This window comes from Streptomyces sp. BYX5S, assembly GCF_054724165.1.
Map to the genome: position 1 here is coordinate 5,796,401 of NZ_CM138829.1, position 25,719 is coordinate 5,822,119.

At 72.9% G+C, this 25,719-nt stretch carries 22 protein-coding genes; 6 read left to right on the forward strand and 16 right to left on the reverse strand.

Going from position 1 to position 25,719, the window contains the following annotated elements:
• Positions 1 to 30: 30 nt before the first annotated feature.
• The gene (gene pssA, locus ACYBSK_RS26285) at positions 31 to 834 is read left to right on the forward strand and encodes a CDP-diacylglycerol--serine O-phosphatidyltransferase (protein WP_457481861.1); all 804 of its coding nucleotides are present in this window, start codon (positions 31 to 33) and stop codon (positions 832 to 834) included.
• Positions 835 to 1,089: 255 nt separating this feature from the next.
• On the opposite strand, the gene ACYBSK_RS26290 is transcribed toward pssA, so the two are convergent.
• The 6 genes from ACYBSK_RS26290 to ACYBSK_RS26315 form a co-directional block, all read right to left on the reverse strand.
• The gene (locus tag ACYBSK_RS26290) at positions 1,090 to 2,862 is read right to left on the reverse strand and encodes an ABC transporter ATP-binding protein (RefSeq protein WP_460243584.1); all 1,773 of its coding nucleotides are present in this window, start codon (positions 2,860 to 2,862) and stop codon (positions 1,090 to 1,092) included.
• A 194-nt stretch (positions 2,863 to 3,056) separates the two neighbouring features.
• Positions 3,057 to 4,331, reverse strand: coding sequence for an ABC transporter substrate-binding protein (locus tag ACYBSK_RS26295; protein ID WP_460243585.1), 1,275 nt, complete (start codon positions 4,329 to 4,331; stop codon positions 3,057 to 3,059).
• Positions 4,328 to 5,380, reverse strand: coding sequence for a branched-chain amino acid ABC transporter permease (locus ACYBSK_RS26300; protein WP_457481862.1), 1,053 nt, complete (start codon positions 5,378 to 5,380; stop codon positions 4,328 to 4,330). The genes ACYBSK_RS26295 and ACYBSK_RS26300 overlap by 4 nt, the downstream gene beginning before the upstream one ends.
• Before the next feature lie 76 nt (positions 5,381 to 5,456).
• On the reverse strand, positions 5,457 to 6,347 hold the full coding sequence (locus tag ACYBSK_RS26305; RefSeq protein ID WP_457479698.1) for a branched-chain amino acid ABC transporter permease: 891 nt from the start codon (positions 6,345 to 6,347) through the stop codon (positions 5,457 to 5,459).
• Positions 6,344 to 7,171 (reverse strand): ABC transporter ATP-binding protein, encoded by an 828-nt coding sequence (locus ACYBSK_RS26310; protein WP_457479699.1) that lies wholly within the window; start codon positions 7,169 to 7,171, stop codon positions 6,344 to 6,346. Before ACYBSK_RS26310 ends, ACYBSK_RS26305 begins: the two co-directional genes overlap by 4 nt.
• The gene (locus tag ACYBSK_RS26315) at positions 7,168 to 7,998 is read right to left on the reverse strand and encodes an ABC transporter ATP-binding protein (protein WP_457479700.1); all 831 of its coding nucleotides are present in this window, start codon (positions 7,996 to 7,998) and stop codon (positions 7,168 to 7,170) included. Before ACYBSK_RS26315 ends, ACYBSK_RS26310 begins: the two co-directional genes overlap by 4 nt.
• Before the next feature lie 276 nt (positions 7,999 to 8,274).
• Between ACYBSK_RS26315 and ACYBSK_RS26320 the strand changes: the two genes are divergently transcribed.
• On the forward strand, positions 8,275 to 9,471 hold the full coding sequence (locus ACYBSK_RS26320; RefSeq protein ID WP_457479701.1) for a helix-turn-helix domain-containing protein: 1,197 nt from the start codon (positions 8,275 to 8,277) through the stop codon (positions 9,469 to 9,471).
• On the opposite strand, the gene ACYBSK_RS26325 is transcribed toward ACYBSK_RS26320, so the two are convergent.
• Together ACYBSK_RS26325 and ACYBSK_RS26330 are read right to left on the reverse strand one after the other, a co-directional pair.
• Positions 9,460 to 10,170, reverse strand: coding sequence for a class I SAM-dependent methyltransferase (locus ACYBSK_RS26325; protein ID WP_457479702.1), 711 nt, complete (start codon positions 10,168 to 10,170; stop codon positions 9,460 to 9,462). The two genes, ACYBSK_RS26320 and ACYBSK_RS26325, sit on opposite strands and share 12 nt — an antisense overlap.
• A 311-nt stretch (positions 10,171 to 10,481) precedes the next feature.
• The gene (locus tag ACYBSK_RS26330) at positions 10,482 to 11,633 is read right to left on the reverse strand and encodes a glycerate kinase (RefSeq protein WP_460243586.1); all 1,152 of its coding nucleotides are present in this window, start codon (positions 11,631 to 11,633) and stop codon (positions 10,482 to 10,484) included.
• Positions 11,634 to 11,822: 189 nt separating this feature from the next.
• On the opposite strand from ACYBSK_RS26330, the gene ACYBSK_RS26335 reads away from it, so the two are divergent.
• The 4 genes from ACYBSK_RS26335 to ACYBSK_RS26350 all read left to right on the forward strand — a co-directional run bounded on the left by ACYBSK_RS26335 (position 11,823) and on the right by ACYBSK_RS26350 (position 16,224).
• Complete coding sequence (locus ACYBSK_RS26335) at positions 11,823 to 12,926, forward strand: ADP-ribosylglycohydrolase family protein (protein WP_460243587.1); 1,104 nt, start codon at positions 11,823 to 11,825, stop codon at positions 12,924 to 12,926.
• 126 nt (positions 12,927 to 13,052) lie between these two features.
• On the forward strand, positions 13,053 to 14,018 hold the full coding sequence (gene uriH / locus ACYBSK_RS26340; RefSeq protein ID WP_457479705.1) for a uridine-preferring nucleoside hydrolase UriH: 966 nt from the start codon (positions 13,053 to 13,055) through the stop codon (positions 14,016 to 14,018).
• The gene (uriT, locus tag ACYBSK_RS26345; RefSeq protein WP_460243588.1) at positions 14,015 to 15,457 is read left to right on the forward strand and encodes a uridine transporter UriT; all 1,443 of its coding nucleotides are present in this window, start codon (positions 14,015 to 14,017) and stop codon (positions 15,455 to 15,457) included. The genes uriH and uriT overlap by 4 nt, the downstream gene beginning before the upstream one ends.
• A 44-nt stretch (positions 15,458 to 15,501) precedes the next feature.
• The gene (locus tag ACYBSK_RS26350; protein ID WP_457479707.1) at positions 15,502 to 16,224 is read left to right on the forward strand and encodes an SIR2 family NAD-dependent protein deacylase; all 723 of its coding nucleotides are present in this window, start codon (positions 15,502 to 15,504) and stop codon (positions 16,222 to 16,224) included.
• Positions 16,225 to 16,302: 78 nt separating this feature from the next.
• Here ACYBSK_RS26350 and ACYBSK_RS26355 read toward each other — a convergent pair whose 3' ends face one another.
• From ACYBSK_RS26355 to ACYBSK_RS26390, 8 genes are all read right to left on the reverse strand, one after another.
• Complete coding sequence (locus tag ACYBSK_RS26355; protein WP_457479708.1) at positions 16,303 to 16,815, reverse strand: methylated-DNA--[protein]-cysteine S-methyltransferase; 513 nt, start codon at positions 16,813 to 16,815, stop codon at positions 16,303 to 16,305.
• A gap of 13 nt (positions 16,816 to 16,828) precedes the next feature.
• Positions 16,829 to 18,295 carry an AlkA N-terminal domain-containing protein gene (locus tag ACYBSK_RS26360; RefSeq protein WP_460243589.1) on the reverse strand — a complete coding sequence of 489 codons (1,467 nt, stop codon included), beginning with the start codon at positions 18,293 to 18,295 and terminating at the stop codon, positions 16,829 to 16,831.
• 87 nt (positions 18,296 to 18,382) lie between these two features.
• On the reverse strand, positions 18,383 to 19,807 hold the full coding sequence (locus ACYBSK_RS26365) for a phytoene desaturase family protein (protein ID WP_460243590.1): 1,425 nt from the start codon (positions 19,805 to 19,807) through the stop codon (positions 18,383 to 18,385).
• 248 nt (positions 19,808 to 20,055) lie between these two features.
• Entirely contained in the window at positions 20,056 to 20,913 is an 858-nt protein-coding gene (locus ACYBSK_RS26370) for an inositol monophosphatase family protein (protein ID WP_460243591.1), read from the reverse strand.
• Positions 20,914 to 21,011: 98 nt separating this feature from the next.
• A complete protein-coding gene (locus ACYBSK_RS26375) occupies positions 21,012 to 22,841 on the reverse strand; it encodes a gamma-glutamyltransferase family protein (protein WP_460243592.1) in 1,830 nt (609 codons plus the stop codon).
• A gap of 8 nt (positions 22,842 to 22,849) precedes the next feature.
• The gene (locus tag ACYBSK_RS26380; RefSeq protein ID WP_460243593.1) at positions 22,850 to 23,905 is read right to left on the reverse strand and encodes an ABC transporter ATP-binding protein; all 1,056 of its coding nucleotides are present in this window, start codon (positions 23,903 to 23,905) and stop codon (positions 22,850 to 22,852) included.
• Entirely contained in the window at positions 23,902 to 24,918 is a 1,017-nt protein-coding gene (locus ACYBSK_RS26385) for an ABC transporter ATP-binding protein (RefSeq protein ID WP_460243594.1), read from the reverse strand. Before ACYBSK_RS26385 ends, ACYBSK_RS26380 begins: the two co-directional genes overlap by 4 nt.
• Positions 24,915 to 25,706 carry an ABC transporter permease gene (locus ACYBSK_RS26390; protein ID WP_460247104.1) on the reverse strand — a complete coding sequence of 264 codons (792 nt, stop codon included), beginning with the start codon at positions 25,704 to 25,706 and terminating at the stop codon, positions 24,915 to 24,917. Before ACYBSK_RS26390 ends, ACYBSK_RS26385 begins: the two co-directional genes overlap by 4 nt.
• Between the last annotated feature and the right edge of the window lie 13 nt (positions 25,707 to 25,719).

The window sequence follows — 25,719 nt, forward strand, 5'->3', positions numbered from 1 at the left end:
GAGACCACGGCCTGGGCCGATGACGCCGACATGACGGACGACGCGGAGGAGATGCCGCTGTCGCTCCGGCTGTCGATAGCGGACACCCTCACGCTGGGCAACGCCACGTGCGGCTTCATGGCCGTCTACTTCACGACGACCGGGATCCTGATCCCGCACATCCAGGGCAGCGCGGACTCCGGCATGGCGCGGCACTCCGCCGCGACCGCCGTGATCCTGATGCTGGCCGCCGCGATCTTCGACCTGTTCGACGGTCTGGTCGCGCGGAAGCTGCGGTCGTCGCCGATGGGCGCGGAGCTCGACAACCTCTCCGACCTGATCAGCTTCGGGCTGGCTCCGGCTTATTTCGTACTTGTGTACGGGATGGTCGCCGATGACGCGCACCAGAGAGTCGCGGCGGTGGGCGCGATCGTGGTGCTGCTGGCGGTGGTGCTGCGGCTTGCGCGGTTCTCGTGCGTGACCGTGAAGGACGGTACGTTCCAGGGCATGCCGTCGCCGTTCGGCGCGCTGACCGTCGTGTCGATCGTGCTCCTTGAGCTGCCGTTCGTGGCGACGCTGCTGGCGATCATCGGTACGGCGTGGCTCATGGTCAGCCGGGTCGAGTACCCGAAGCCGCGGGGGCGGCTCGCCGTGGCGATGCTGGCGTGGATCGTGGCGAGCATGGGTCTCCTCGCGGCGTGGGCGTTCGACGCGCCGGGGGGTCAGCTGCTGCTGGCGACCGGGTGCACGTTGCAGGTCGTGCTCGGTGCGGTGATTCCGTTGTTCGCGACGGCACGGCGTGTGAACAATTTCCGGGGGAATCGGCGGGAGGCGCGGGCAGCGCAGTTGCCGTAGCCCGGCTGAGCGTGTGGGCGGTGGGCCCGAGCCTTTCCTGGCTCGGGCCCACCGCCCTTTTTTGTGCGTGTCACCGGCCCCGGGGTTGCGGACTCGGGGCTCTGCCCCGGACCCCGCTCCTCAATCGCCGGAGGGGCTTGATGGGGCCCACCCGCCGCCTTGGGCAATCTGCCGCCTTGGGCGGCAGGGTGGGCAAGGCGGCACCCCGGCGCCGGGCAGGCGCTACGGGCCGCCCCCGCCCCGGCGCCGCCGGCCTCAGGCGACCTCCTCCAGGAAGCCTCCTGACTGGTGTTGCCAGAGCTTGGCGTAGGTGCCGTGGGCGGCGAGGAGTTCTTCGTGGCTGCCCTGCTCCACGATGCGGCCGCGGTCGAGGACCACCAGGGTGTCCATGCCCGCCACCGTGCTGAGGCGGTGGGCGACGACCAGGGCCGTGCGGCCCTCCATGAGGTTCCACAGCGCTTCCTGCACCAGCACCTCGCTCTCCGAGTCGAGCGCGCTGGTCGCCTCGTCGAGGAGCAGGATCGGGGCGTCCCGCAGGATCGCGCGGGCGAGCGCGACCCGCTGGCGCTGGCCGCCGGAGAGCTTGATGCCGCGCTCCCCGACCATCGTGTCGAAGCCGTCCGGCAGCGCGTCGGCGAACTCCGTGACGTGGGCCGCCTCCGCCGCCCGCCGGATCTCGGCGTCGCTCGCGCCCGGCCGGGCGAAGGCGATGTTCTCGTGCAGGCTGCGGTGGAACATGGCCGGCTCCTGGGGGACGTACGCGATCAGGGAGCGCAGGTCGCTCTGGCGCAGCTTCGAGATGTCCTGGCCGTCGATCAGGATGCGGCCGCCGTCGATGTCCATCATCCGCAGCAGCAGCCGGGTCAGCGTCGTCTTGCCGCCGCCGGAGCGGCCGACCAGGCCGAGCCGCGTGCCGCCGGGCACCGTCAGGTCGAGACCGGTGAACAGCGGCTCCGCGCCCGCGTGCGCGTAGGCGACCTTCTCGAAGCGGACGGCGCCCGCGGGGACGCCGAGCGCCTCGGGCTCGGCCGGGTCGAGCACCTTCGGCTTGTCCCGCAGCAGCTCGGTGAACTGGGCCGCCTCCGTCATGGCCCGCTCCAGACGGCGGTAGATCTGGTTGAACTCGAACATGATCCGGGTCGCGTTGCCGAAGTACGTGAACGCGACGACGATCGCCTCGACGCCCTGTCCGTTGCCCGCGAGGGCGACGGCGAGCAGCAGTCCGAGGGCGTTGGTCAGCACGGAGAGCGGGGCGACGAGGGTGTCCACGCGCAGGTTCCCGTAGTCCCAGGCCCGCAGGATGTGGCCGCGCGCGCTCGCGACCCGCTCCCGGTGCTCGGCGGCCTCGCGCTCCTCGGCGGCGAAGGCGCGGACCGTCTCCATGTTCATCAGGCTGTCGGCGACGTGCCCCGACATGTGGGTGAAGGCCGCCTCGCGCGCGTTGACCAGCTTCTGGCGGCGCCGGATCAGGGGCCGTACGCACAGCCCGGTGATCGCGATCATCGCCAGGAGCACGACGACGAGCCACGGCTCGTAGCGCCACAGCACGATCGATCCGAACACGATCGGCACGAAGCTCGCCATCACGTTGAAGATCAGTACGTCGGCGAACTCCTCGAAGCGCGAGGCGAAGCTGAGGACGCGCTTGGTGAGGGCTCCGGCGAAGTTGTTGTGGAAGAACGTGGCGTCCTTCGCGTACAGCTCGTCCATGCCGATCACGTACAGGCGGGAGATGGCGCCCGCCTCCAGCCGGTTGATGCAGTGGAAGCCGATGCGCCACAGCGCCTCGGCGGCGAGCAGCACGCCGGCGAAGGCGAGGACGTAGGGCAGCAGCGCGTCCACGGAGCGCTCGCCGCCGTCGGCGAGGTGGCCGACCAGCTTGGCGACGACGAGCGGGGCGATGTAGTTGATTCCGATGTTGCCGAGCGCGGGCAGCAGCATCGCGGGGGCGGCGAACCGGCGCGCACGGGCCAGTTCTCGTCCGTAGTAGCGGAGTGCGAGCAGTACCGAGCCGCGGCTCGGTGGCACTTCGCGCAGTGAGGTCAATCCGATCCCGTCCCTTGGGTGTTGGCGGGTGAGGGTCTCCGGCCGTGGTGAGGGCCGGGCATCGGAGTGTCCCGTGACGGAGCGTGGTCGGTCCACGTGTTTTCGGGGCGTACGGGCGTATGTCGGCCAGGCCGGGAGCGTCCGAACGCTCCCGGCCTGGTCACTGTGCGCGGGGGTCAACCCGCCTTGGGCGTGAAGCCCTTGGCCTCCTCGGACTCGGACGGCTCACGCACGACCTTCATGCCGCCGACCGCCGACTTGTCGGGCTGGAGGATCACCGATGCGTGCGAGGACGGGGCCTTCGGGTCGCTGAAGTCCTGGGTGACGCCGAAGCCGTTCTCGAAGTCGCTCATCGACAGCAGCGCCTTGTCGACGCCCTCGCGTGTCAGGTCCTTGTCCGCGCACGCCTTCTTCAGGGCCTCGCCGAACACGGCCGCGGCGGTCCAGCCCGCGACGACGCCGTTGTCCAGCGAGTCCTTCGGGTACGCCTCCTTGTAGTCGGCGACGAGCTTCTTGGCGTCCTCGGTGTCCGCGCCGATGGGCAGCGACGGGGAGGCGACCCAGTAGTTCTTGAGCAGGGCGGGCGCCGCCTGCGTGCCGAGCAGCTGCGGGGAGTAGGCCGAGTTGTTGCCGATGATCGGCGCGTTCAGCTTGGCCGCGGCGGCGACGCCGACGAGGGAGGCCGCCTGGCGCGGCCCCGCGCTGATCACGACGCCCTTGACGCCGGCCTTCTTCAGCGCGGAGACCTGCGCGGTCATGTCGTTGTCGGTCGGCTTGATCTTCTGCTCGACGACGGTGAGCCCGGCCTCCTTCGCCATGTACGTCGAGCCCTGGAGCGCGTTCTCGCCGTAGTCGCCCTCGAAGTAGACGTGGCCGAGCTTGTCGCCCTTCTTGAGACCCTTCTCCTTCATCAGGAAGTCGATCGCGTTGATCGTCTCGATGTCGTACGTGGAGCCGATGACACGCACGTACTTGCTGCCGAGCAGGTGCGCCGACCAGGCCTGCGGCAGCACGAGCGCCTTGTCCTGGCCGTCGATGCGCTGCTTGACGGCCGCCACGAACGGCGAGCCGAGGAACTGCGGGAAGCCGAGCACCTCCGGCGCCAGCTCGGTGTAGCCGGCGACGGCCTTCTGCGGGTCGTAGCCGTGGTCGCGCACGGTCAGCTTGGCCTTGTAGCCGCAGGCGCCGCCCGCCGCGTTGAACTGCTTCACGTACAGCTGCTGGGCCTGCGTGACGCTCTTGCCGAGCGTCGCGTACACGCCGGTCATGTCGGTGAGGACGCCGAGGTTGATGGTCTTGCCGGTGATGCCCTTGCCGGTCTTGATGCCGCCGGCGCTCTGCTTGTCGCCCTCGTCGTCCGTGGCCTTCGAGCTGCACGCGGCGGTGAGCGCGAGGAGCGTCACCAGGGCCGTCGTCGTGAGCGCGCGAGTGCGGCCGTGCCGTGCTTTCATGCTTCCTCCTGAGGGTTTTTCCTGGCGCGATGGGCGGTCAGCCGCACAAGTCCGCCGGGTAGGAACAGGACGACCGCCACGACGGCGGCGCCGTACAGATAGCGGGACGCCTCGCCCGGTGCCACGCCGCCGGTGCCGGGGGCGGAGACCAGGGGCAGGGCGTCGCTGTACCGCGTGAGCAGTTGCGGCAGCAGCGAGACGAAGGCCGCGCCGACGACGGCTCCCGACACCGAACCGAGGCCGCCGATGACGATCATGGCGAGGTATTCGAGGGAGAGCGTGATGCCGAAGTAGTCGGGCACGGTCCGCTGGAAGACCAGGGCGAGCAGGACACCGGCGAGGCCCGCGTACATCGACGACAGGACGAAGACGAAGCCGCGGTAGCGGGCGACGGGCACGCCGAGCACTCCGGCCGCGATCCGGTGGTCGCGGATGGCGTTCAGCGCGCGGCCCGGCCGGCCGCGCAGCACGCCGCGGGCGAAGAGCGCGCAGCCGAGCGCGAGCAGCAGGCCCAGGTACCAGAGCTTCTCCGACGCCCCGAACGGCACGCCCGCGACGGTGAGCGCGCTGTCGTCGAAGGTGAGGCCGAACAGGCTCATGGCGGGCACGTCGCGGCCGTTGGCGCCGCCGGTGAGGTCCTCGGCGTTGAACAGGACGTGCTGCCCGATGAAGATCAGCGCGAGGGTCGCGATGCCGAGGTAGGCGCCCTTGAGGCGGCCCGCGATGGGACTGAACAGGCCGCCCGCGACGCCCGCGACGAGCACCGCGAGCACGGCGGCGAGCCATGGCGGAAGGCCGAGCCCGTTGAGTGTCTGGCCCCGCTCCCCCGCGAACACGCAGTACCCGTAGGCGCCGACGGCGAGGAAGAAGGCGTGGCCCATGGAGAGCTGGCCGGTGGCACCGGTCAGCAGGTTGAGGCCGATGGCGCCGATGGCGGCGGCCATGGCGAACAGTCCGGCCTGGAGCCAGAAACGGTCCAGGTAGAACGGCAGGGCGAGCAGCAGGACCGCGCAGGCCGCGATGACGTACGTACGGCGGCGGGCGAGCAGCGGAAGCCGCGAACGGCCCTTCTGTGCGGCCGGTTCGGTGGTCCGGGTGGATTCGGAGGCCTCGGAGGCGACGGCTTCAGACACGGGCCAGCTCCTTCGTCCCGAAGAGGCCGGAGGGCCGCAGCAGCAGGATCAGGGTCATGACGAGGTAGGGGGCGAGGTCGCCGAGACCCCGGCCCATGAAGGCGAGTTCGCTCTGGTAGCCCGCGGCGAGGGACTCGGTGACGCCGACGATCAGACCGCCGACGAGCGCCCCGGTGGTGGAGTCGAGTCCGCCGAGGATGGCGGCGGGGAACGCCTTCAGCGCGGCCAGCGACGTGGCCCGTTCCAGCCCCGGTGTCGGGAACACGGTCAGGAACAGCGCGGCGACGGCGGCGAGTCCGCCCGCGACGGCCCACGCCCCGAGCGAGACGCGTCCCAGGCGTACGCCCATCAGCGCGGCCGTCTCACCGCTCTCGGCGGCGGCGCGCATCGCGACGCCCCACGAGGTGTAGCGGAACGTGAGCAGGAACGTGGTGATGAGCAGCGCGGCGGCGGCGAGCGCGGCGATCCTGGTGTGCGCGATCGACACACCGCCGATGGTGAGCACGGCGTCGCCCCACGGGTCGCCCATGGCGAGCACGTCGGTGCCGAGGCGGCGGGTGAGTTCGGTCGTCAGGAGGATGTCGACGCCGATGGTGACGATGGCGAGGACGCTGTGGTCCCGGCCCCGATAGCGCCGCATGACGAAGAACTCGACGGCGGCGCCGACCACGGCCGCGGCCGCGATGCCGACGCCGAGCGCCGGCCAGAACCCGAGGTCCTCGTGGAGGGACGCGGTGACGTAGCCGCCGGCGAGCAGCAGCGAGGCGTGGGCGAAGTTGACGACCTCGGTGGCCCGGAAGATGACGACGAAGCCGAGGGCGATGAGGGCGTACACGGAGCCCATGGAGACGCCGTTGATGAGGAGTTCGAGGAACGTGGTCATGCGGAGGCCTCTCCGGCGTGGTCCTGCGGTTCGTCGGGGGCGCCCAGGTACGCCTGGATCACCGCCGGGTCGTTCTGTACGCGTTCCGGGGCGCCGCCCGCGATGCGGCGGCCGAAGTCGAGGACCGTCACCTCGTCGGCGAGCCGCATGACGACGCCCATGTCGTGCTCGACCAGCACGATGGAGATGCCGAGGCTGTCGCGGACGCCCGCGATGACGGCGGCGGTGCGACGGCGTTCGTCGGCGGTCATGCCCGCGACGGGTTCGTCGAGCAGGAGGACCTTCGGCTCCATGCACAGGGCGCGCGCCAGTTCGGCGAGTTTCTGCGCGCCGTACGGCAACGAGCCGGTCGGCGCGCAGAGTTGGTCGCCGATGCCGACGAACTCGGCGATCTCCCGCACTCGTTCGCGGTGGGTGCGCTCCTCGCGCAGCGCCGACGGCAGCCGCAGTCCCGCCGCGACGAAGCCCGCGCGGGTCAGCCGGTGCCGGCCGAGGAGCAGGCTGTCGGCGACGGTGGCGGTCGGCGGCAGCGCCAGGTTCTGGAAGGTGCGGGCGACGCCGAGTTCGGCGATGCGGTGCGGCGGCAGTCCGGTCAGTTCGCGCTCGCCCAGGTGGACGGTGCCGGAGGTGGCCCGGTAGACGCCGGAGAGCACGTTGAACGTGGTGGACTTGCCCGCGCCGTTCGGGCCGATGACGGCGTGCACGGTGCCCGGTTCGACGGTGAGGCCGATGGCGTCGAGGGCGGTGAGGCCCGCGAAGCGCACGGTCAGGTCCCGTACGCGCAGCGGCGGTACGTCCGCCGTCGTGGGAGGCGCTTCGGTCATCGGGTGCCTCCCCAGCGGCGCAGCGTCGGCGGGTGCGCGGCGCCGCCGGTGGCGGCGGCCGCGTCCGAGGCCGCCGTCTCGTCGACCACGCCGAGGTAGCGGCGGCGCACCTCGTCGGAGCCGGCGAGTTCGTCGGCGGGGCCGTGCAGGGTGATCTCGCCGACCTCCAGGACGTACGCGTGCGAGGCGAGCCGCAGCGCGAGCGCGGCGTTCTGCTCGACGAGGAGGACGGAGACGCCCTGGGCGTTGATCTCGCGGATCGTGTCGGCGATCCGGGCCGCCATCAACGGGGCGAGCCCCAGGGACGGTTCGTCGAGCAGCAGCAGCTGCGGCCCGGCCATCAGGGCCCGGCCCACGGCCAGCATCTGCTGCTCGCCGCCGGACAGCAGCCCCGCCCGCTGCCCCGCGCGCTCGGCGAGCACCGGGAACAGTTCGTGCACGCGCCGCAGCGCCGCCGCCTTGTCGGCGCGCGAACCGTGCGAGCCGAGCGCCCCGGCCCGCAGATTGTCCGCGACGGTCATCCGCGCGAACACCTGCCGCCCCTCCGGGACTTGGCACACCCCGGCGGCCACCACCCGGTCGGCGGACAGACCGCCGATCCGGCGCCCGCCGAAGCTCACCTCGCCGGACGTCACCGTTCCGCCGTGGAAGCCGAGCGTGCGCGACACGGCGCGCAGGAGCGTCGACTTGCCCGCCCCGTTCCCGCCGAGCACGGCGACGACGGCGCCCCGCGGCACTTCCAAGGTCACACCGCGCAGGGCGCGTACGGGCCCGTAGCCGACGGACACGTCGTCGACCCGTAGCCCTGATTCTCTTGCGTCGGACACTGCGTTGATCACTGCGTACGTCCCTCCCCTGGCCCGGTGGCCCTGGACCGGTGGCGCTCACGACAGCACCGCGCGGACGGCCCGTCCACGGGCGGCCCGCGAATCGCTGCGCGGGCCCAGCGCCCGCCCGCCCCGGTTGTGCCCGCGCACAAGACCCCGTGTCAGGGGCCTGCCGGGGAGGCGGGGCGGGTGGCATCCTCCGCACAAGCGGATGAGTTCTTTGCCGTCGCTTTACGGCTCGTACTGCCGTGGCTCCACGGCTTTTGGGGAGGGGCGATGGGCGCGCGCAAGCACCGCACGGGTCAGGACTGGCAGTTGTTGAAGGAGGCGTGTGCGGCTCTGCTGGAACGGCTCCCGGAGCTCGTCGACGAGCATCTGCGGCAGCTCTTCGCGCACTCGGACGTCTACGCGCGGGTGCTGCCGTACGACGCGCAGTGGCGGGAGGCCGAGCAGGCGATGCGGATCGGCATCGAGACGATCTCGGCGCCGCGGGACTCGCCGCGCAGGGATCTGGAGTACGCGGAGGACGCCGGCCGGCGCCGGGCCGGGCAGGGGCTCCCGCTCGACCTCCTCGTGCACGCCTACCGCAACGCGGGCTATCTCGTGTGGGACGCCCTGATGGAGAGCGCGGGCGGCGAACCGGCCCGCCTGAAGGCGCTGATGCGTTCGGCGACGATGGTGTGGGCGGCCGTGGACGCGCAGGCCGAGGCGGCGTCCGAGGCGTACCGGGCCACGGAGCTGGAGCTGCGCCGCCGTACCGACGAGCAGACCCAGGCGCTGCTCGACGCGCTCCTGGACGGCCGTCCGGCGCCGGGGCTCGCGGCGCGGGCGGCGGCGGGCCTAGATCTTCCCGAGCACGGCCCGTACGCGGTGGTGGTGCTCCGGGTGGAGCGGCAGGGCGGGCGGGAGGCGTTCCACCGGCGGCTCCAGGATCCGCGGTTCCGGTTCGTGTGGCGGATGCGGGCGGACTGCGAGGTGGGGGTGGCGGCGCTCGGCGCGGGGCGCACGCTGGACGATCTGGAGGAGCTGCTGGACGGCCGCTGCCCCGGGCCCGGCGGGGTCAGCCCGGTCGTCAAGGGGCTGGCCGAGCTGGGGCACGCGCGCCGCCTCGCCGAGCTGGCGCTGCGGACGTGCCCGCCGGACACGACGGGGGTGGTCCGTCTGGACCAGCGGATGCCGACGGCGCTCGTGGTGAGCCAGCCGGATCTGGCGCAGCGCCTCGTGTCGGGCGTCTTCGGCGCGCTGCTGGAACTCGAACCCGCCGACCGGGCCGTGCTGTTGGAGACGCTGGACGCGTGGCTGGCGTGCGAGGGGTCGGCGGGGCGGGCGGCGGGCCGTCTGTACTGCCACCGCAACACGGTCTTCAACCGGCTGCGCAGGCTTGAGCAGTTGACGTCGCGGTCGCTGTCGCGGCCGCGGGATCTGATGGAGATGACGTTGGCGCTGGACGCGTACCGCTTGTCACCGGGGTGAGGGGGTTTCGGGTCGGCGGAACAGCGCGGTGAGGAGATAGGGCACGCCGTACGTCACCGATCCCTCGCCCTGCTCGGCCATGGGCCGAATCTCGACCTCGGCCAACTCGCCGAACAAGTACCGCAGTTCACCGCCCGCGAAGGCGAGCCCGCCTCCCAGGTCGCCGCTGCGGTACAGCTCCTCGTCGGGCACCTCGGACCCCGTCGCCCCGGCGGCGAGGCAGACGAGGCCGAAGTGCCCGCCGGGCGCGAGGACGCGGTCGAGCAGGTCGAGGTAGCTGACGCGGCGGTGCGGCGGGAGGTGGTGCAGACACCCGGAGTCGTACACGAGGTCGTAGGTGGCGTGCGGGAGCCGCACATCGAAGATGCTCCCCTCGTGGAACCGCACCCGCTCCCCCGCCGGGGCGTCGGCCGCGCGTTCCTTGCCCCACGCCACGGCGGTGGCCGACAGGTCGACGGCGTCCACGTCGAAGCCGCGGGCGGCGAGGTGGAGGGCGTTGCGGCCGGGCCCGCACCCGAGGTCGAGGGCGCGGCCCTCCGCGCGGAGCGTGCCCCTGTCGAGGTGGGCGACGAGGTTCTCGTCGGCCTTGTCCACGAAGAACGGCACGCCGCGGTCCCGGTCGGCGTAGAACCGGTCCCACCAGTCGGCTCCGCCGTCACCGGGAAAGGCCCGGTCGAGCATCCCCAGAACGTCGTCCATGGACCGCATGTACCGCTTCAACGTACCCCCATCGCCAGCGCGTTGCCCCTGGAGCGCCAGGCTAGTCGGCGGCGGGCATCCGCGCTGGTGAGGGCCTTTTCGGCGACGCCCCGTACGGACACGTGCCCGCCTCCGGCCCCCACCCGGTCACCGCGGCCCCCGGTCCGGCGGAAGTCGTCCGGGCGGGGCCACCAACGCCCCGGAGAGGCCCTTTCCGGCGGACTTCGGGGCGGGCGATTCGGCTCTGGCGCCGGGCCGGCCGCGTGACGGCGCACCCGGCCGGACCGGGCGTCTGCGCCCAGGTGCGCGGATCAGCGCAGGAAGTCCGTCGCGATGCGTTGCGCGACGTCCTCCAGGATGGGTCCCGCCTCGGCGATGCAGCGGGACACGTCCGGTTCCACCTCCGTGAGGGCGTACGCGCGGCGGATTCCGGCGCGGCCCAGCGCCTCCGGCGGCAGCGCGAGGCGGCCGCACACGGCGACGACCTCGATGCCCGCCGCGCGGGCCGCCGCGGCGACGCCCGCCGGGGCCTTGCCGTGCAGCGTCTGCTCGTCCAGGGAGCCCTCGCCGGTGATCACGAGGTCGGCGCGCTCCAGGGCGGGCGCGAAGCCGAGGACGTCGAGCATGACCTCGATGCCGGGGCGGAAGCTCGCGCCGAGGCCGACCAGCGCCCCGTAGCCGATGCCACCCGCGGCGCCCGCACCCGGCGACTCCGCGTACTCGAGCGCCTTCGGCCCGACCGACTCGGAGAGCACCTTCGCGAAGTGCCCGAGCGCCGCGTCGAGTTCGGCGACGTCCTCGGGGGTGGCGCCCTTCTGCGGCCCGTAGATCGCGGGCGCGCCCTTCGGCCCGGTCAGCGGGTTGTCGACGTCGCTGGCGAGCACGAATTCGATGTCCGTGAGGCGTGGGTCGAGACCGGAGAGGTCGGCGGACGCCAGCTCGGCGAGCGCACCGCCTCCCGGCCCCACCGGCGCCCCCTGCGCGTCCAGCAGCCGCGCGCCCAGCGCGGCCAGCATCCCCGCGCCACCGTCCGTCGTGGCGCTGCCGCCCACCCCGAACACGATCGAGCGCGCCCCCGCGTCCAGCGCCGCGGTGATCACCTCGCCGGACCCGTACGTCGTCGCCGTCAGCGGCGCGAACTCGCCCTCGGGCAGCAGCTGGAGGCCGGAGGCTTCCGCCATCTCGACCACGGCCGTGCCCTCGCGCAGCGCGTACGCGGCGACGACCGGCTCGCCCAGCGGCCCGGTCACCCGGACCTCACGGCGTTCGAACCCGGCCGCGACCGCCGCCGCCACCGTCCCGTCCCCGCCGTCGGCGACCGGCACGGACTCCACCGTGACCTCGGGCGCGACCCGGTGCAGACCCGCCGTCACACGCTGTGCGACCTGCACGGCGGTGAGCGAGCCCTTGAACTTGTCCGCCGCGATCAACACGTGCCGCGCGGCCTGTGCAGCGTCCGCCACCTTGCTCTCCCCTTGCTGTTCACGCCTTGCTCACGTCAAGGCAGTCGCGCCGCTGCGACCTTAACCGCAGGAGGGGCCCGCTGCCCATGGCCGTCCGGCCCCCGGACCGGTACCGGCCGCCGAAATATCCGTACAACGAGTCGCAAACCAGGGCGACCGTTGATCTTCAAAAGCGGGTAGACCGGTGTCATGACGGCATCGAGCCCCGGGCTCAGCGACCTCCCCGACCCACCCGACCGCCCCCTCGCCGACCGCGTGCTCGGCGGCTGGCTCGGCCGGATCGCCGGCAACATGCTGGGCAAGCCGGTCGAGCGCGGCGAGGTGTGGACGCGCGAGCGCATCGACCGCTATCTGCGGCAGGCCGAGGCCCTGCCCCTGACCGACTACCTGCCGGAACCCCCGTCGGACGACGTGGCGTCGGCGCTGCGCCCCGAGTGGCGCCAGTGCGTACGCGGCCGCATCCACGGCAGCTGCCGCGACGACGACGTGGACTACGCGGTGCTCGGTCTGCACCTTCTGGAGACGCACGGCTTCGGGTTCAGCACGGAGCAGGTGGGCGAGCTGTGGCTGCTGCGCCTGCCGTACCTCCAGACGTTCACGGCGGAGCGCGCGGCGTACCGGAATCTCGCGAACGGCCTGAAGCCGCCGCTCACGGCGACGTACGACAACCCGCACCAGGAGTGGATCGGCGCCCTGATCCGCGCGGACGTCTTCGGCTGGACCAACCCCGGCGCCCCGCGCCGCGCGGCCTCCCTGGCCCGCCGCGACGCCGTCCTGTCGCACACCGGCAACGGCGTCTACGGCGCGATGTGGGCCGCCGCCCTGATCTCCGCCGCCTTCACCGCCCCGACCCCGCGCGCCGCCGTCGACGCCGCGCTCGCCGTGATCCCCGCGAGCAGCCGCCTAGCCCGCGTCGTACGCCGTACGGCCTCCCTCCACGAATCCCGCCTGACCTGGGAGGAGACCCTCGCCACGGTCGCCGGGGAGACGGCGGGGCTCGGCTGGATCCACACGGTCCCGAACGCCGCGGTGCTCACCGCGGGGCTGCTGTACGGCGACGGCGACTTCACCCGCACCATCACCCTCACGGTCCGCGGCGGCCTGGACACGGACTCGAACGGCGCGACGGCCGGTTCCTTCGCGGGCGTCCTGAACGGGGCCGGGGCGATCCCCGCGCAGTGGACGGATCCGCTGGAGAACCGGCTGCGCAGCGCGGTCTTCGGCTTCGACAACGCCCGTATCGACGAACTGGCGGAGCGGACCGTCGCGTTGGCGCAGGAGCCCGGGGCCTGAGCGGCACCGGCACCTTCCCTCCACCGCGCCCGCGCGACATCTACGCGCGTTGACAGCTGCCCTGGCGCCTGGTGATGTTTCGGTGGACAGTTTTTTCAGGACCATCGAGCAAAGGGGCTCATTCCGTTGGCCAGGAAGATCATTCTCGACTGCGATCCGGGACACGACGACGCGGTGGCGATGCTGCTCGCGCACGGAAATCCCGAGGTCGAGCTGGTGGCCGTGACCACGGTCGTCGGCAACCAGACGCTGGAGAAGGTGACGCGCAACGCGCTCTCCGTGGCGGCGATCGCCGGGATCACCGGAGTGCCGTTCGCGGCCGGGTGCCCCCGCCCCCTGATCCGTACGATCGAGACCGCCCCGGAGATCCACGGGGACACCGGGCTCGACGGGCCCGCCCTCCCGGACGCCGCCTTCGCCCTCGACGAGCGGCACGCGGTCGACCTGATCATCGACACGGTCATGGCGCACGAGCCGGGCGAGATCACCATCGTGCCGACGGCAGGACTCACGAACATCGCCCTGGCCGCGCGCAAGGAACCGCGCATCGTCGAGCGGGTGCGCGAGGTCGTGCTCATGGGCGGCGGCTACCACGAGGGCAACTGGAGCCCGGTCGCCGAGTTCAACATCGTGATCGACCCCGAGGCCGCGCACATCGTCTTCAACGAGCCGTGGCCGGTGACCATGGTCGGCCTCGACCTCACCCACCAGGCGCTGGCCACCCCCGAGGTCGAGAAGAAGATCGAGGCCGTCGGGACGAAGCCCGCGCGGTTCGTGCTCGAACTGCTCGACTTCTTCCGCGAGGCCTACCGCGAGAACCAGGGCTTCGAGCACCCGCCCGTGCACGACCCGTGCGCCGTCGCCTACGTCATCGACCCGGGCGTCATGACCGTCCGCAAGGCACCCGTCGACATCGAGCTGCGCGGCTCCCTCACGCTCGGCATGACCGTCACCGACCTGCGCGCGCCCGCGCCCGCCGACTGCCACACCCAGGTCGCCGTCGACCTCGACCACGAGCGGTTCTGGGACCTCGTGGTCGACGCCCTCGTCCGCATCGGTGAGCCCGGCGGGGACGGGACGCCCGCCGCATGAACGTCGCCGCCTCCCCCCACTCCCCGGCCGGCGGCCCCGACGCGGGGCGCCCGGTCCGGATCGGCGCCCTCATGGTCGCGCTGCTCGCGGCCAGCTTCGCCTTCCAGCTCAACGCCTCGATGCTCAGCCCGGCGCTCGCCACGATGGCGGACGAGCTGGACACCACCGCGTCCGCGATCGGTGTCACGCAGACCGCGTTCTTCACGGCCGCCGCGCTGTTCTCGCTGTTCCTGCCGCGCCTCGGCGACCTGATCGGCCGCCGCAAGGTGCTCACCGGGATGATGGTCCTGATGGCCGTCGGATGCGTGATCTCCGCGCTCGCGGCGTCGGTGGGCGTGCTCGCCGTCGGCCGGGTCGTCCAGGGCGCCTCCGGGCCCACCATCCCGCTCGCGCTGATCATGCTGCGCGTCGAGGTCCCCGACCCGAAGCGGTACGGCACGCTCATGGGCGTCGTCACCGCCGTCAACGGCGGCATCGCGGGCGTCGACTCCTTCGCCGGCGGCTCCCTCGCCGAGCACTACGGCTACGCGTCGATCTTCTGGGTCATGACCGCCTTCGCGGCGCTCTCGGCGGTCCTCGTCCGCCTCTTCGCCCCGGAGTCCCGCGCGAACGAGCGGCCGCCGATGGACTGGCCCGGCGTGCTCCTGCTGGTGATCTCCGTCGGTGCGCTGCTGATCGCCTTCAACGAGGCGGGCAAGCTGGCCGCCGCCAACTGGCCGCTCGCGATCGGCCTCCTGGTCGTGGCAGCGCTCGCGTTCTGGGCGTTCTGGCGGATGGAGAACCGGTCCGCGCACCCGCTGGTCACCACGCGTCTGCTGAAGCGGCGCGCGACGTGGTCGCTGCTGCTGTCCACGATGCTCACCATGACCGGCGTCTTCGCCCTCATGAACGGCCTCCTGCCGGGCTTCGCCCAGGACACCTCGGTGGGCCTCGGGCTCGGCGCCGAGGGCGCGACCTGGTGGACGCTCACCCCGTACGCACTCGCGGGCCTCGCCATGGGCCCGGTCTCCGGGCGCCTCGCGGGGACCTTCGGCTACGGCCGTGTCCTGCGCACCGGCCTGATCGCCACGGCGGCGGCCACGGTGCTGGCGCTGCTGACCCTCCAGACGGACTCGCCGGGCCTGCTCCTCGCGGTGTCGATCCTGCTGGGCGCCACCTACGCGGGCATGGCCAACATCATGCTCAACGGCCTCGGCATCGTGCTCTCCCCGCCCGAGAACCCCGGCTTCCTGCCGGGCCTCAACGCGGGCTGCTTCAACCTCGGCGCGGGCCTGAGCTTCGTGGTCCTCTACGCCGCGGTGGACGCGGTCGCCCCCGGTGACGGCAGCTCGGTCGGCGGCTACAGCGCCGGTGTCGTGGCGGGCCTGGTCCTCATCGTGGCGGCCCTGTTCGCATCCCTGCTCATCCCGAAGCCGGTGCACGCGGAGGAGACGGGCTGACCCGTCCCTGCGCGCGGTCCGCGGGCTGTCCTACGCTCGGTGGCATGACCAAGGTTGCGATCCTCACCGGCGCCGGTATCAGCACGGACTCCGGGATCCCGGACTACCGCGGCCCGAACGGTGTGTGGCGCAAGGATCCCGACGCCGAGAAGCTCGTCACGTACGAGTACTACATGAACGACCCGGAGATCCGGCGCCGCGCCTGGCAGGTGCGGCGCCGGGCGGTCACGCTGACCGCCGAGCCGAACCCCGCGCACCGGGCCATCGCCGAGCTGGAGACGTCCGGCGTCCCGGTCCGGGTCCTCACGCAGAACGTCGACGGACTGCACCAGCGCGCCGGCCTGCCCGACCGCAAGGTGCTCGAACTGCACGGCTCGGCGCGGCAGTTCATGTGCACCCAGTGCGACGCGCGCGGCCCCATGGAGGAGGCGCTCGCCCGACTCGACCTGGGCGAGGACGACCCGCTGTGCCTGGTGTGCGGCGGCATCCTGAAGTCGACGACGGTGATGTTCGGCGAGCACCTCGACCCACTGGTCCTCGGCGAGGCCGTCGAGATCACGAAGGCCTGCGAGGTGTTCTTCGCGGTCGGCTCCTCCCTCCAGGTCCACCCGGCGGCCGGCCTCGCGGGCCTCGCCACCGAACACGGCGCCCGCCTGGTGGTCGTCAACGCCGAACCGACCCCGTACGACGACGTGGCCGACGAGGTCGTCCGGGAACCGATCGGGACGGCGGTGCCACGGCTGCTCGCGGAGCTCGCCGTGGCGTAACCCCTTCCGGCAGGCCGACCCCAGCGACGGGTGCACGCGCGGCGGCCGGCTCGTGCCGTTCGTCGACGCGGAGTCGGTCTACGAGAGCGGGAACAGCGCGGTGGGGCCCGCGCCGGAGCGTTCGAAGTCCAGCAGGCGGCGCTTGCGGGGCAGGCCGCCGCCGTAGCCCGTGAGGTCGCCGTTGGCGCCGATGACGCGGTGGCAGGGGACGATGACGCCGATGGGGTTCTTGCCGTTGGCGAGGCCGACGGCGCGGGAGGCGTTCGGGTTTCCGAGGGCTTCGGCCAGCTCCCCGTAGGTGCGGGTCTCGCCGTACGGGATGAGCTGGAGCTGCTCCCAGACGCGGCGCTGGAACGGGGTGCCGTGCAGGTGCAGCGGCAGGTCGAAGTTCTTCAACTCGCCCTGGAAGTAGGCGTTCAGCTGGTCGATGACCGCGCCGAAGGGGCGCTCGTCGCGGGCGCCGAAGGTCTCCTGCGGCGGGCGGTGGCGCTGGTCCGTCATGTAGAGGCCGGAGAGGGCGGAGTCGGTCGACACGAGGGTGAGGGGGCCGTAGGGGCTGTCGATGACGGTGTGGAGCGTGGAGCTGGTCATGGCGTGCTTTTCCTTACGCGGGAAGGAAGTTGATCGGGTGGCTGTCGGTCGCCCACAGGTACTGGGTCGCGTACGCGCGCCACGGGCGCCAGGCGGCGGCCCTCGCGGTCAGGGCCGCCGGGGTGTGGGGCAGGCCCAACTCCTGTGCGGCGCGGCGCATTCCGAGGTCGGTGGGGAGGAAGGCGTCCGGGTCACCGAGGGCGCGCATGGCGATCGCCTCGATGGTCCAGGGGCCGAAGCCGGGCAGTTCGGCGAGCCGGGCACGGGCCTCGTCCCAGTCGGACTCGGGCCCCAACGACAGTTCCCCGTCGGCGAGTCGGCGTACGAGGGTGGTGAGTGTCGTACGGCGGCTGCGGGGCAGCGCGAGCGACTCCGGGTCGAGCGTGGCCAGCGCCGCCGGGGACGGGAAGAGGTGGGTGAGTCCGCCCTCGGGGTCGTCGACGGGTTCGCCGTGGGCGAGGACCAGGCGGGCGGCGTGGGTGCGGGCGGCGGCGGTCGAGACCTGCTGGCCGAGCACCGCGCGCACCGCGAACTCGTCCTCGTCGACGGTGCGCGGCACGCGGCGACCGGGCGCCTTGTCGACGAGCGGGGCGAGCAGCGGGTCGGCGCGCAGCTGCTCGTCCACGGCGACCGGATCCGCGTCCAGGTCCAGCAGGCGGCGGCAGCGGCTGATGGCGACGGTGAGGTCGCGCTGGTCGGTGAGGACGAGACGGCAGGCGACGTGGTCGGCGCCCGGGGTCAGGCTCACGATGCCGTGCCCGTACGGGAGCCGCAGGGTGCGCCGGTACGCGCCGTCGCGCCACTCCTCCACGCCGGGGACGCCGGTCGCGGCGAGGTGGCCGAAGAGGTTGTCGGGGTTGAGGGGTTTGCGGAACGGCAGCCGCAGGCCGAGCGCTCCGGGGGCGCCGGTCCGGCCCTGCGGGGCGCGCGTGCGCAGCTCCGTCGGGGACAGCGCGTAGACCTCGCGGACCGTGTCGTTGAAGGTGCGGATCGAGGCGAAACCGGCGGCGAACGCCACTTCGGAGAGCGGCAGCCCGGTGGTCTCGATGAGGAGGCGGGCCGTCTGGGCGCGCTGGGCCCTGGCCAGGGCGAGGGGCCCCGCCCCCAGCTCCGCGAAGAGCTGCCGCTCGATCTGGCGGGCGCTGTAGCCGAGTCGGCGGGCGAGCCCCGGCACGCCCTCCCGGTCCACCACGCCGTCGCCGATGAGGCGCATCGCGCGGGCGGTGAGGTCGGCGCGGTGGTTCCACTCCGGGGAGCCGGGCGTGGTGTCCGGGCGGCAGCGCTTGCAGGCGCGGAACCCGGCCTGCTGGCAGGCGGCGGCGCTGGGGTAGAAGCGCATGTTGCGGGGCTTGGGCGGCACGACCGGGCAGCCGGGGCGACAGTAGATCCTCGTCGTCACCACGGCGGTGTAGAAGACCCCGTCGAAGCGGGTGTCCTTGGCCTGGACTGCGCGGACGCAGCGGTCTGGGTCGGTGTGCATGGATTCAGCGTCCCGCAAGGTGGGGAGCTCGGCTGGCGAGAATCCGACATGGACGTCGGCCACCCCCGCGCCTCGGGGCTCCGCCGCTCAGTCGCGGCGGTTCGTTTCCGCTCGCAGCCTGCGCCAGACCGCCTTCGCGGCGTTGTGCCCGGACATGCCGTGGACGCCGGGGCCCGGCGGGGTCGACGAGGAGCAGATGTACACGGCGGGGTGCGGGGTGGTGTACGGGGAGAGGGAGAGCCTGGGGCGCAGCAGGAGTTGCAGGCCGCTGGCCGCGCCGGAGGCGATGTCGCCGCCCACGTAGTTGGCGTTGCGGACCGCGAGTTCGGGCGGGCCCGCCGTCGCGCGCGCGAGGATCCGGTCCCTGAACCCCGGGGCGAAGCGCTCCAGTTGGCGCTCGATGGCGTCGGTGAGGTCGCCGTCCCAGCCGTTCGGCACATGGCCGTACGCCCAGAAGGTGTGCTTGCCCTCGGGGGCGCGCGTGGGGTCGGCGACGGTCGGCTGCACCGTGATGAGGAACGGGGCCTCGGGGCCGCGGCCCTCGCGCGACGCGGCGTCGAGCGCCTTGCCGATGTCCGAGCGGTACGGGCCGACCTGCACCGTGCCGGCGGACCTGGCCTCCTTCGCGGTCCACGGCACCGGGCCGTCCAGCGCGTAGTCGACCTTGAACACGCTCGCGCCGTACCGGAACCCGTCGTAGAAGCGGCCGAGTCCGGCGATCCTGGCGACGGCCGTCGGCGACGTGTCGAAGATGTAGGCGCGGGCGGGCGGCAGGTCGTCGAGCCGCTTCACCTCGTAGTCGGTGTGGATCGCGCCGCCGAGGTCCTTCAGGTACGCGGCGAGCGCGTCGGAGATCGCCTGGGAGCCGCCGCGCGCGACGGGCCACCCGCGCGCGTGGGCGGCCAGCGCGAAGACCAGGCCGACCGCAGAGGTGGCGAGGCCGCCCAGCGGCGCGATGACGTGGGCGACGAGCCCCGAGAGCAGGGCGGGAGCCTTCTCGTCGCGGAAGCGGCGCATCAGCCACGTCGACGGCGGCAGGCCGACGAGTCCGAAACGCGCGAGCGTCACGGGGTCGCGGGGCAGCGCGCTGAGCGGCAGCGACATGAAGTCCCGTACGAGGGTGTCCCAGTGCGGCAGCAGCGGTTCGATCAGCCGCCGGTACGTGCCCGCGTCGCGCGGGCCGAACGACGCGGCGGTCTCGGCGACGGACCGGGACAGGACGGCGGCGCTGCCGTCGGGGAACGGGTGCGCCATCGGCAGTTCGTGCTGGACCCAGTCGAGACCGTAGCGGTCCAGGGGCAGGTCCCTGAACGCCGGGGAGTTGATGCCGAGGGGGTGCGCCGCCGAGCACGGGTCGTGGCGGAACCCGGGGAGCGTCAGCTCCTCGGTGCGGGCGCCGCCGCCCACGGTGCCCTCGGCCTCGAACACGGCAACGGAGAAGCCGCGCCTGGCCAGTTCCACGGCTGCGGTCAGCCCGTTCGGCCCCGCACCCACCACCACGGCATCGAGCATGGACGGCACCTCCGGACTCCTTCGTCAGCCGACGGCCACTGCCCGCCCAGGATATGCCGCACCCCCACGACTCCCGCTCCGCGGGTACACGGGTCCACCAATCAAGCCCCACCGGCGCTTGAGTAGTCCACCAATCAAGCCCCACCGGCGCTTGAGCAGTCCACCAATCAAGCCCCGCCGGCGTTTGAGGCGCGGGGTCCGGGGCGGAGCCCCGCGACCGCAACCACGGCACCGGTCAACAGACCCGCTCACCCCGCGAGCAACCCCGCCACCCGCCCCACGACCCCCGCATCCCGCCCCGCCGCGAACGGCAACGCATTCCCCCCACGGATGTCGAACGGCACACCGTCCCGCGTGAGGTGCGCCCCACCCGCCTCCTCCACGAGCAGGATCCCCGCCGCGTGGTCCCACGCCAGCTCCCAGCTGAACGCGATCGCGTCCACGGTGCCGCGCGCGATGCCCAGGTACTCGAGCCCCGCCGAACCGCAGGGCCGCGGCGCCACACCGTCCGCCCGCAGCCCCAGCAGCGCACGCTTCTGGTCGTCGGTCGTGAAGTCGGGGTGCGAGGTCGCGACCCGCAGGTCGGTGCCGGGCGCCGGAGGCCCGGCGTGCAGCACCTCGCCGTTCAGCCGCGCGCCCCGCCCACGCACCGCCACGGCCATCTCGTCGAGCGCGGGCGCGTACGTCCAGGAGGCGAGCACCACCCCGTCGAGCGCGAGCGCGACGAGGGTGCAGAAGCCGGGGTCGCCGTGCACGAACTGGCGGGTGCCGTCGACCGGGTCGACGATCCAGACCGGGGCGCTGCCCCGTATCGCCTCGTACGTGGTGGGGTCGGCCGCGACCGCTTCCTCGCCGACGACGACGGAGCCGGGCAGGAGCGCGGCGAGCTCACGGGTGAGGTGTTCCTCGGCGCGCTTGTCGGCGACCGTCACGAGGTCGTGCGGGGCGCTCTTCTCCTCGATCTCGTGCGCGTCGAGGCGCCGGAAGCGCGGGGTGATCTCGGCTGCCGCCGCGGCGCGCACGACGCGCTCCACGTCACGGACGAGATCGCTGGTCACCTTGCTGGTCAGAAAGTCTTCGATGCTTTCCGTCTTCGTTTCGATCATGTCCCCATGAGAACACAGCCCACTGACAACGCCCCCACGGCAGATGAACGCGAGGTGGCCCCCGGATGATTTCCAGGGGCCACACGGAGCGTGCCGGGTCAGCGACCGACCGCGTATCCCTGCATGCCGCGCGGGTTCGCCGCCGCCGACAGCACACCCGTACGCGGGTCGCGCGCGACGGCGCACAGCCGCCCCTCGGACCAGGCGTCACCGACGGTCACGTCGTGACCCCGGCGGCGCAGCTCGGCGACGACGTCCTCGTCCATGCGCGCTTCGACCGTGACCGAGCCGGGTCGCATGCCGCGCGGGAAGAAGGAGCCGGGGAACGAGTCGTTGTGCCAGTTCGGGGCGTCGATGGCGCCCTGGAGGTCGAGCCCGCCGCGCACCGAGCCGCGCAGCGCCACCGCCAGGAAGAAGTGCACCTGCCACTGGTCCTGCTGGTCACCGCCGGGGGTGCCGAAGGCGAGCACGGGGACGCCGTCCTTCAGGGCGAGGGACGGAGTGAGCGTGGTGCGGGGGCGCTTGCCGGGCGTCAGCGAGTTCGGCAGGCCCTCGTCGAGCCACGCCATCTGGAGCCGGGTGCCGAGCGGGAAGCCCAGCTCGGGGACGACCGGGTTGGACTGGAGCCAGCCGCCGGAGGGCGTGGCGGCGACCATGTTGCCCCAGCGGTCCACGATGTCGAGGTGGCAGGTGTCGCCGCGGGTGGCGCCGTTCTCGGCGACCTCCTCCGCCGCGGACGACTTCTGCACGGTGGGCTCGCCCGCGCCCGCGACGCCCATGGCGTCGAAGCCCGCCTCACCGGAGGCGACGGCGTCGGCGTGCGCGCTCAGACGCGGTGCGGCGCCGAGCGGGCTGCCGGGCCGCAGCTCGTGGGAGGCCTTCTCCGGGTCGATCAGGGCCCGCCGCTCGGCGTTGTACGCGTCCGAGAGCAGCGCCTCGACCGGCACCTGAGCCGCGTCGCCGTACCAGGCCTCGCGGTCGGCCATCGCGAGCTTGCAGCCCTCGACGAGCAGGTGCACGTAGTCGGCGGACCCGTAGGCGGGCAGCTCCGGCGGGAGCAGGGCGAGCTGCTGGAGGAAGGCGGGGCCCTGGCTCCAGCCGCCGGCCTTGCACAGCGTCCAGCCGTTCCAGTCGTACGTCGCCGGGGCCTCGTAGGACGCCGACCAGCCGGCGAGGTCCTCGGCGGTCAGCGTGCCGGTGTGGTGCTCGCCGCTGGTGTCCTTGGTGGGCCGCTGGGACTGGCGGACGAGCGCCTCGGCGATGAAGCCCTCGCGCCAGATCGTCCGGGCGGCCTCGATCTGGGCGGCGCGGTCGGCGCCCCCCGTCTCCTCGGCCTCGGCTATGACCCGCTTCCAGGTGGCGGCGAGCTGCGGGTTGCGCAGCAGCTCGCCCGGCTTCGGGGAGGCGCCGTCGACGAGGTAGACCTCGGCGGAGGACGGCCACTCGGTCTCGAAGAGCTCGCGGACGGTCTCGACGGTCTCCCCGACGCGCTCCACGGGCGCGTGCCCGTCCTCGGCGTATCCGATGGCGTACTTCAGGACCTCGGCGAGGGTCTTGGTGCCGTGGTCCTTCAGGAGCAGCATCCAGGCGTCGAAGGCGCCGGGCACGGCGGCGGCGAGCGGTCCCGTGCCGGGGACGAGGTCGAGGCCGAGCGACCTGTAGTGCGCGACGGTGGCACCGGCGGGGGCCACGCCCTGCCCGCACAGCACCCGCACCTCTCCTCCGGCCGGCGCGAGGATGATCGGCACCTCTCCGGCGGGCCCGTTCAGGTGCGGCTCCACGACGTGCAGCACGAACCCGGCGGCGACGGCGGCGTCGTAGGCGTTGCCGCCGTCCTCCAGGACCGCCATCGCGGACTGGGAGGCCAGGTAGTGCGTGGAGGACACCATGCCGAAGGTGCCCTGAAGGGTCGGGCGGGTGGTGAACAAGGAAGCTCCTAGCTCGTGGCGGTGCGGGTTGTCGGGATCGTACGAGGCGCCGCTGACAGCGCCTGCGGTGGTGCCGCGGCGTCCGGCGCGGTGCCGTCGTCGGCGACGAGGTGGCAGGAGACCTCGCGGCCGTCCTCCAGCGTGCGCAGCACCGGGACTTCGGTGCGGCAGCGCTCCACGGCGAGCGGGCAGCGGGTGTGGAAGCGGCAGCCGGGCGGCGGCGCGAGCGGGCTGGGCAGCTCGCCGCTGAGGACGATGCGTTCGCGGCTGCGCTGCGTGGTGGGGTCCGGGACGGGCGCGGCCGAGAGCAGCGCCTGCGTGTAGGGGTGCTTCGGATTCGCGAACAGCTCGGCCGTGGGCGCCTGTTCGACGATCTGGCCGAGGTACATGACGGCGATGCGGTCCGCGAGGTATTCGACGGCCGCGAGGTCGTGCGTGATGAACAGGCAGCCGAAGCCTCGGTCGCGTTGCAGATCGGCGAGGAGGTTGAGGACGGACGCCTGCACGGAGACGTCGAGCGCGGAGGTCGGCTCGTCGGCGATCAGCAGGTCGGGGTCGACGCACAACGCGCGCGCGATGGAGATGCGCTGGCGCTGGCCGCCGGAGAGTTCGTGCGGGTGCCGGTCGGCGTGCTCGGGGCGCAGCCCCACCTGGGCGAGGAGTTCGGCGACCCGCGCGCGTGCCTCCTCCTTCGTACGGGTGATGCGGTGCAGCTTGAGGGGTTCGGCGATGATCTCGCCGACCGTCATGCGCGGGTCGAGGGAGGACGACGGGTCCTGGAAGACCAGGTGGAAGTCCTTGCGCAGGGGCCGCAGGGCGCGCCGCGACAGGGTGGTCACGTCGGTGCCGTTGATGCGGACGGTGCCGGCGGTGGGCTCGTCGAGGCGGACGGCGCAGCGGCCCACGGTCGACTTGCCGCTGCCGGACTCGCCGACGAGGCCGACGACCTCGCCGCGCCCGACGGTCAGGGTGACGCCGTCGGCGGCGCGGACGGTGCCGCCGGAGCCCGCGAAGTGGCGTTCCAGGTCGACGAGTTCAAGAACCGGCGTGTCACTACTGGTCATGAGGTCTCCTGGAGGGTGTACGGGTGCCAGCAGGCGGCGCGGTGCGGGGCGTCGGCCCCGGCGTCCGCGAGGACGGCCTTGAGGCCGGGGCGGCCCGATGTGCAGGTGTCGTCGGCACGGGCGCAGCGGGGGGCGAAGGTGCAGGCGTCGGGCTGCGAGTCGAGGCTCGGCACGAGGCCGGGGATCTCGGGAAGGCGCCGCTTGCCCTCGCCGCCGGGGCGCAGCACGGCGGAGAGCAGGCCGCGCGTGTACGGGTGCCGGGGGTCGGCGAACAGTTCGTGCACCGGCGCCTGTTCGACGGGGCGGCCCGCGTACATGACGAGGACGCGGTCGGCGGCGTCGGCGACGACGCCGAGGTCGTGCGTGATGAGGACGATGGCCGTGCCGAGCCGTTCGCGCAGCGACTGGAGGACTTCGAGGATGCCCGCCTGCACGGTGACGTCGAGCGCGGTCGTCGGCTCGTCGGCGATGAGGACGGCCGGGTCGCAGGCGACCGCGATGGCGATCATGACGCGCTGGCGCATGCCGCCGGAGAGCTGGTGCGGGTACTCGTCGACGCGCTGGGCGGGCGCGGGGATGCCGACGAGGTCGAGCAGTTCGACGGCACGCGCGCGTGCCTGCTTCTTGCTGAGCCCCTGGTGGCGGCGGAGCACCTCGCCGATCTGCCGGCCGATGGTGAGCACCGGGTTCAGGGACGTCATCGGCTCCTGGAAGATCATCGCGATGTCGTTGCCGCGGATCTTCCCGTACGTCCGGTCGTCGGCGCCCGCGAGTTCCCGGTCGCCGATCCGGACGGAGCCGGTGATCTCCGCGGTGGGCGGGAGCAGGCCCATGACGGCCATGGAGGTGACGGACTTGCCGCAGCCCGACTCGCCGACCACGGCGAGCACTTCACCGGCGCGCAGGTCGAAGGAGACCTGGTCGACGGCGTGCACGGTGCGGGTGTCGGAGCGGAACGAGACCGACAGGTCCCGCACGCTGAGGACGGGTTCGGTGGACACAGGGGCGCTCATCGGGTCGCTCCACGGGGGTCGAGGACGTCGCGCAGACCGTCGCCGAGCAGGTTGAACGCCAGGGTGGCGGCGACGACCGCGAGGCCGGGGAACACCGCCATCCAGGGCGCCTGCGCGAGGAAGGACTGGGCGGAGGACAGCATCACGCCGAGGGACGGGGCGGGCGGTTGCACACCGAGGCCGAGGAAGCTGAGCAGGGCCTCGCCGATGATGGCGGTGGGGATGCCCACGGTGGCCTGCACGATGAGCGCGGAGGTGGCGTTGGGCAGGATGTGCCGGAACAGGACGGTGCCGTCCCCGCCGCCGTTGGCGACGGCCGCGGCCACGTAGTCGACGTGCTTGAGGCGGAGCGTCTCGGCGCGGGTGATGCGGATGACGGCGGGGATCTGCGAGATGCCGATGGCGATGGTCGCATTGCCGAGCGAGGGGCCGAGGACGGCGGCGAGGCCGACCGCGAGCACCAGGAACGGGAAGGCGAGCATGGTGTCGGTGACGCGGGAGACGACGCTGTCGGCGACCTTGCCGTAGTACCCGGCGAGCAGCCCGAGCGGGACGCCGATCACGAACGCGAGCGCCACCGCGAGCACGCCGACCTGCATGGAGGCGCGCGCCCCGTACACGACGCGGGACAGCTGGTCGCGCCCGAGGTCGTCGGTGCCGAGCCAGTGCGACCAGCTGGGGGCGGCCAGTACGTGTCCGAAGTCGGCGCGCGCGGGGTCGTACGGGGCGACGAGCGGCGCGAACAGCGCGGCGAGCACGAAGACGGCGGCGATGACGGCGCCGGTCATGGCGAGCTTGTTC